The sequence below is a fragment of the Mesorhizobium sp. M7A.F.Ca.US.006.04.2.1 genome (assembly GCF_004022915.1).
Lineage (GTDB): Bacteria > Pseudomonadota > Alphaproteobacteria > Rhizobiales > Rhizobiaceae > Mesorhizobium > Mesorhizobium ciceri.
Map to the genome: position 1 here is coordinate 1 of NZ_RZQA01000393.1, position 5,785 is coordinate 5,785.

General features: G+C 62.0%; 6 protein-coding genes. 4 read left to right on the top strand and 2 right to left on the bottom strand.

What is annotated here, in order from left to right:
* Positions 1 to 1,285, bottom strand: a 1,285-nt coding sequence (locus tag EN925_RS20425) for a helix-turn-helix transcriptional regulator (RefSeq protein ID WP_164894298.1), incomplete at its 3' end; no start/stop codon positions are given.
* A gap of 228 nt (positions 1,286 to 1,513) precedes the next feature.
* Between EN925_RS20425 and aceA the strand changes: the two genes are divergently transcribed.
* The 3 genes from aceA to EN925_RS20440 all read left to right on the top strand — a co-directional run bounded on the left by aceA (position 1,514) and on the right by EN925_RS20440 (position 3,787).
* The gene (gene aceA, locus EN925_RS20430; RefSeq protein WP_024505756.1) at positions 1,514 to 2,803 is read left to right on the top strand and encodes an isocitrate lyase; all 1,290 of its coding nucleotides are present in this window, start codon (positions 1,514 to 1,516) and stop codon (positions 2,801 to 2,803) included.
* Positions 2,804 to 2,861: 58 nt separating this feature from the next.
* Entirely contained in the window at positions 2,862 to 3,104 is a 243-nt protein-coding gene (locus EN925_RS20435) for a hypothetical protein (RefSeq protein WP_006202762.1), read from the top strand.
* A 278-nt stretch (positions 3,105 to 3,382) separates the two neighbouring features.
* The gene (locus EN925_RS20440; protein ID WP_244506851.1) at positions 3,383 to 3,787 is read left to right on the top strand and encodes a response regulator; all 405 of its coding nucleotides are present in this window, start codon (positions 3,383 to 3,385) and stop codon (positions 3,785 to 3,787) included.
* A gap of 83 nt (positions 3,788 to 3,870) precedes the next feature.
* On the opposite strand, the gene EN925_RS20445 is transcribed toward EN925_RS20440, so the two are convergent.
* Positions 3,871 to 4,584: an HAD family hydrolase gene (locus EN925_RS20445; protein ID WP_063170071.1), complete on the bottom strand. Its 714-nt coding sequence runs from the start codon at positions 4,582 to 4,584 to the stop codon at positions 3,871 to 3,873.
* A gap of 145 nt (positions 4,585 to 4,729) precedes the next feature.
* Here EN925_RS20445 and EN925_RS20450 point away from each other — a divergent pair.
* On the top strand, positions 4,730 to 5,785 hold a 1,056-nt coding region (locus EN925_RS20450), incomplete at its 3' end, for a glutamine synthetase family protein (RefSeq protein WP_164894299.1).

Here is a 5,785-nt window from a genome sequence, read left to right on the forward strand (position 1 = left end):
TTGCCGCACCGGGCAATGCCGCGCCATAGACGATATCGTCACGAAAGCCGATGTCGCAACCGAGCAGCAGCGCGGTGCGGCGCGGGCGTTCCGAGAATGCGCCTTGCGGCCCTTCCAGCGTGCGGGCGATGCACAGGAACTCGGCGCCGTCGGGCATTTCCACTGCCTCGACGAAGACCTGGCCGGGCTGGGTGAAGGCGACATGCACGGGCAGCTTGGGACAGCCGCCGCCAAAGCGGCTTTGAGGAAAGCCCTGGCTGCCGGCCTTGCGGAAGCGGTTGCCGGCATTGTCGACCTCCAGCATGAAAAACGGCACGCCCGAGGCACCCTGCCGCTGCAGCATGGTCAGCCGGTTGGCCGCCTGTTCGAAGGAGACCCCGAAGCGCGAACGCAGGACATCGATGTCATAGCGGGCGCGCACGGCAGCCGCGTGAAAGGCCTGATAGGGCATCATCAGCGCATGCGCCGCATAACGGCCAAGTTCGAAGCGGGCCAGGCGGCGCGCCTCGTCGGTGCTCAGCTTGAGCGCCTGGATCTCGCCGGCGACCGCGACCGTCATGCGGATCAGGCAGGCCTCCATCGCGACTTCGCGCAACTGGTCGAACGGCGACAGGCGTTCGGACAGGAACAGGCGCTGCGAATGACGATCATAACGGCGGCGCCAGTTCGGCATGGTCGCGACCGGCAGCACCTTGACCACGATGCCATATTCGCGCTTCAGCCAGGCCTTCAGCGCGCCGAACAGATCGTCGCCGGGATCGAGCACCGAGGTGAACGCCGCGGCCTCCTCCTCGAGGGCAGCGAAATGGTTCGGCCGGCGCTCGAAAATCTCGTGCACCTCGTCGATCGGCAGGCGGGCGCCGGAAAGCGCCGTCGCCCGACCCTCGCGTGCCAGCAATTCGTTGAGGTCGGACAGGCGCTCGGCCTGCTCGCGATAGGCGCGGAACAGCTTTATCACGGCCGCGGACGCATTGGGCGCCGCCTCGGCAAGCTCGATCAGTTCCTGATCACCCGGCAACTCGCCGACCAGCAGGGGGTCGGTGAACACTTCCTTCAAGGCAGCGACAGATCCCCTCGCCTCGCCCTGCAGCTCGTGTGGATCGACCTTGTAGACGGAGGCCAGCCTGAGGATCAGCTGCACCGTCAGCGGCCGCTGGTTGCGCTCGATCAGATTGAGGTAGGACGGCGAAATGCCGAGACCCTCGGCCATCGCCGTCTGGGTCAGGCCCTTGGCGTTGCGAATGCGGCGGATGCGCGGCCCGGCGAAGATCTTCTGGTCAGCCATGGACTGTCCTTTACAGCAATTTACACGAATTCCTGGGCACGGGCCTTTTACAATAATGACAAATTTACAACGCACTTCTGTCAAACGCAACACAGGTTTTCTCTTATATCCTCTCAGTTTACCTGATTTTTGTGGCTGATTTCGCGCAGAAATGTAAATCCAGTCATACCCAACTACCCTCAAATGATTGACGCCTTGACACAGATCAGCAATTCCTCGGAGTGACCAATGACTGATTTTTACAACCTCGTCCCATCGGCGCCGGAAGGTCGCTTCGACGGTATCGAACGACCCTACTCGGCGGCGGATGTGAAGCGTCTGCGCGGTTCGGTGCAGATCCGCCAGAGCCTTGCCGAAATGGGCGCCAATCGGCTGTGGAAGCTCATCCACGAGGAGGACTTCGTCAACGCGCTCGGCGCCATGTCCGGCAATCAGGCGATGCAGCAGGTGCGCGCCGGGCTGAAGGCGATCTACCTGTCGGGCTGGCAGGTTGCCGCCGACGCCAACACGGCTGGCGCGATGTATCCGGATCAGTCGCTCTACCCGGCCAATGCGGCGCCTGAACTGGTCAAGCGCATCAACCGGACGCTGCAGCGCGCCGACCAGATCGAGACCTCCGAAGGCAATGGGCTTTCGGTCGAAACCTGGTTCGCGCCGATCGTTGCCGACGCCGAAGCTGGCTTCGGCGGGCCGCTCAACGCCTTCGAAATCATGAAGGCCTTCATCGAGGCGGGCGCCGCCGGCGTCCACTATGAGGACCAGTTGGCGTCGGAAAAGAAATGCGGCCATCTCGGCGGCAAGGTGCTGATCCCGACTGCGGCGCACATTCGCAACCTCAACGCCGCGCGCCTGGCGGCGGACGTGATGGGCACGCCGACCCTGGTCGTCGCGCGCACCGATGCGGAAGCCGCCAAGCTGCTCACCTCCGACATCGACGAGCGCGACCAGCCTTTCGTCGACTACGACGCCGGGCGCACGGTTGAAGGTTTCTATCATGTCAGGAACGGCATCGAGCCCTGCATTGCCCGCGCCATCGCCTATGCGCCTTACGCGGATCTGATCTGGTGCGAGACCTCGAAACCCGACCTGGCGCAGGCCAGGAAATTCGCCGACGGCGTGCGCAAGCACCATCCCGACAAGCTGCTCGCCTACAATTGCTCGCCGTCGTTCAACTGGAAGAAGAACCTCGACGACGCGACGATTGCCAAGTTCCAGAAGGAGCTCGGCGCCATGGGCTACAAGTTCCAGTTCATCACGCTCGCCGGCTTTCACCAGCTCAACTACGGCATGTTCGAATTGGCGCGCGGCTACAAGGCGCGGCAGATGGCGGCCTATTCCGAGTTGCAGGAAGCGGAGTTCGCGGCCGAGGCCGATGGCTACACCGCGACCAAGCATCAGCGCGAGGTCGGCACCGGCTATTTCGACGCCGTGTCGATGGCGATCACCGGCGGCCAGTCGTCGACCACCGCCATGCATGAATCGACGGAGCACGCGCAGTTCAAACCGGCCGCCGAATAGCGAACAGAAAAACTCAGAGGAAACGCCCGACAGGGCTTGGGACACAAGGAGAAAACCAATGGCATCGATAAGCCGCGTCAAGGAACGCGCCGAGGAACAGTCGACAACGATGAGCGTCGACCAGCAGGCGACGATCCGCATGCTGGCCAACGACCTGCACCGCCTCAACCAGTCGGTTATGAAGGCGGTCGAGGCGGGCGTCTCGGTGGAACTCGTGCGCTCGGCACGACATCACGGCGGCGACGGCAACTGGGGCGATCTGCTGATCCCGGTGATCGTCACGCAGCAGAGCCACGGCTGACTGAAATTCATGCAACCGACCCTTCACCTGCGCAGCCCCTGCGCAGGTGAATTTTCTTTTTATGAAATGCACGTGTGGACAGTCGAGTACAGTAGCGTTGCTTGAAATTCACTGTCCCGGCGATGATTTCGGGCACTTTTATTTCAACTTGACATAGGCTGCGATCTCACGCCAATTGCGCTCCGGATTCAACTCTGCATTGAAATAGGGGCGAGCTTCTTGGCTGACTTGTGTGCCCGGTGAATCGCGAAGGCGAGACTCCAAGACATCCGAATCTGGTGACCCGCGGCTCAACCGCCGAGGCGATCCGTGATCCGTCGCAGGTGCTTGTCGTCGGCAGGTCGCCAATCAATCGCGTGGTGATTTCAAAGATCGTCGAGCGATCCGGGCTCAAGCCGATTTCGGAATCTCCCGACACGGCGGCAAGGATCTTGCGGTCGCTCATTCCCGGCGCGGTTGTCCTTGACGGCGGCGCCGACAACAAGGACTGCGACAATCTGATGTCCAGCATCGACGCGTTGCGCCGCGCCTCGGGCAAATCGCTGCCACCGGTAATCCTGCTGTCAACCAAGAATGGCACCACGGAAAGCCTGGGCCTGTCTGGTGTCATCGACGTGGTGATCGCCAAGCCGATCACGCCCGAACGGTTGCAACCGGTGATCGATCGCCTGATCGGCCGCTGAGGCAATTGCGGGAAAGTGTATAGCGGTTTTTCCGTCCGGAATCGAAACCAGGTAAGGCCGGGCGACCACGGATCGCCCGGCGATCAGGGATCGATGATGCTTTCGATCAGTCCGGGCAGTTGTCCGAGATCGGATATCTGGCGGAACCTCGATTCGGTTACCGGCGCTTCGACATGCTCCAGCACCCAGGTCAGTTCATGCGGCACATGAACACCCCACCCGCCGGCCTCGATGGCCGGCACCACATCCGACTTCAGCGAGTTGCCGACCATCATGCTTTTCGCCGGACCATCGCCGTGGCGGTTGAAGAGCCTGCTATAGGTGGCGGCATTCTTGTCGCTGACGATCTCGACCGCGTCGAACAGATCGCCAAGGCCTGAGCCAGCCAGCTTGCGCTCCTGGTCGAAGAGGTCGCCCTTGGTGATCAGCACGAGGCGGAATGCGCCGGCAAGCTTTTCGACCGTCTCGCGGGCGTGCGGCAAGGCCTCGATCGGATGGCTCAGCATCTCGCGGCCGGCATCGAGAATCTCCGCTATGACCGAGCCCGGCACGCGGCCTTGCGTGACCTCGATCGCCGTCTCGATCATCGACAGGGTAAATCCCTTGATGCCGAAGCCATAGACAGCGAGGTTGCGCCTTTCGGCCTCCAGCAATCGTGCCGAGATGTGCTCCGCTTCGCCATGGTCGACGAGCATGGCGGCAAAGCGCTTTTCCGTCAGCCGGAAGAACTGCTCGTTCTGCCACAACGTGTCGTCGGCGTCGAAGCCGATCGTCGTCAGTTTGTCATTGCGCCGCATTGAACGCCTCGATTGGAATTGGGACGGCCGAAACTAAGCCGATTGGCGTGATTTTCAACCGCACCGGGCAATGCCCGACGCGGCTCCCCTTCCCTTCCATAGGAGGGCACGGCTATACTCCACAATCCGCAACCCAATCTGGTGAATGATGCCGCCTGCAAAAAAGGAAGTCCGTCCGTCGAGCCGCGGAGGACGCGCCCGCACGCCTGCCTTCGTGAAAAACCAACGAGGCGTCAAGAACTGGAAGGAAGTCAGCGCCTGGCTGGAATGGCGCGGCATCGAGGACATCGAGTGCATCACGCCCGATCAGGCAGGCGTCGCGCGTGGCAAGATGATGCCATCGAAGAAATTCACCTCCAACACCTCGCTGGCGCTGCCGTCGGCAGTCTTCATGACGACGATATCCGGCGGCTACCCCGAGGATGGCAACGGCTTCCACTACCCCGAAGACGACGGCGACCTCAAACTGATGCCCGACCTGTCGACGCTGACGGTGGTGCCCTGGGAAGAAGACCCGACGGCCGCGGTCATCTGCGACCTCGTCCACCAAGACGGACGCTCGGTCGAGTTCACGCCGCGCAACGTGTTGAAGCGTGTGGTGGCCGCCTATGACAAGCTCGGCCTGAAGCCAGTGGTGGCGCCCGAGATCGAGTTCTACCTGGTGCGCAAGAATCCCGACCCGGACTATCCGCTGACCCCGCCGGTTGGCCGGTCGGGACGCGCGATCGGCGGCGGCGCCGGCTATTCGATCGCCGGCGTCAACGAATTCGACGAACTGATCGACGACATCTATCATTTCTCCGAAAGCCAGGGCCTGGAGATCGATACGCTGATCCACGAGGAAGGTGCCGGCCAGTTGGAGATCAATCTACGCCATGGCGACCCGATCGAACTGGCCGACCAGGTGTTCATGTTCAAGCGCACCATTCGCGAGGCGGCGCTGAAGCACGAGATCTACGCCACCTTCATGGCCAAGCCGATCCAGGGGCAACCCGGCTCCGCCATGCACATCCATCAGTCGATCATCGACAAGAAGACCGGACAGAACATCTTTTCGGCCGCTGACGGCTCGGAAACCGACGATTTTTTCCACTTTATCGGCGGCATGCAGAAGCATGTGCCGAACGCGCTGGTGATGTTCGCGCCCTATGTCAATTCCTACCGCCGGCTGACACAGGCGGCGTCGGCGCCGGTCAACAAC

What these genes read in the sequence shown, in the direction of transcription:
- aceA (WP_024505756.1), top strand. Translation starts at nt 1,514, where the DNA reads ATGACTGATTTTTACAACCTCGTCCCATCGGCGCCGGAAGGTCGCTTC.
- EN925_RS20435 (WP_006202762.1), top strand. Translation starts at nt 2,862, where the DNA reads ATGGCATCGATAAGCCGCGTCAAGGAACGCGCCGAGGAACAGTCGACA.
- EN925_RS20445 (WP_063170071.1), bottom strand. Translation starts at nt 4,584, where the DNA reads ATGCGGCGCAATGACAAACTGACGACGATCGGCTTCGACGCCGACGAC.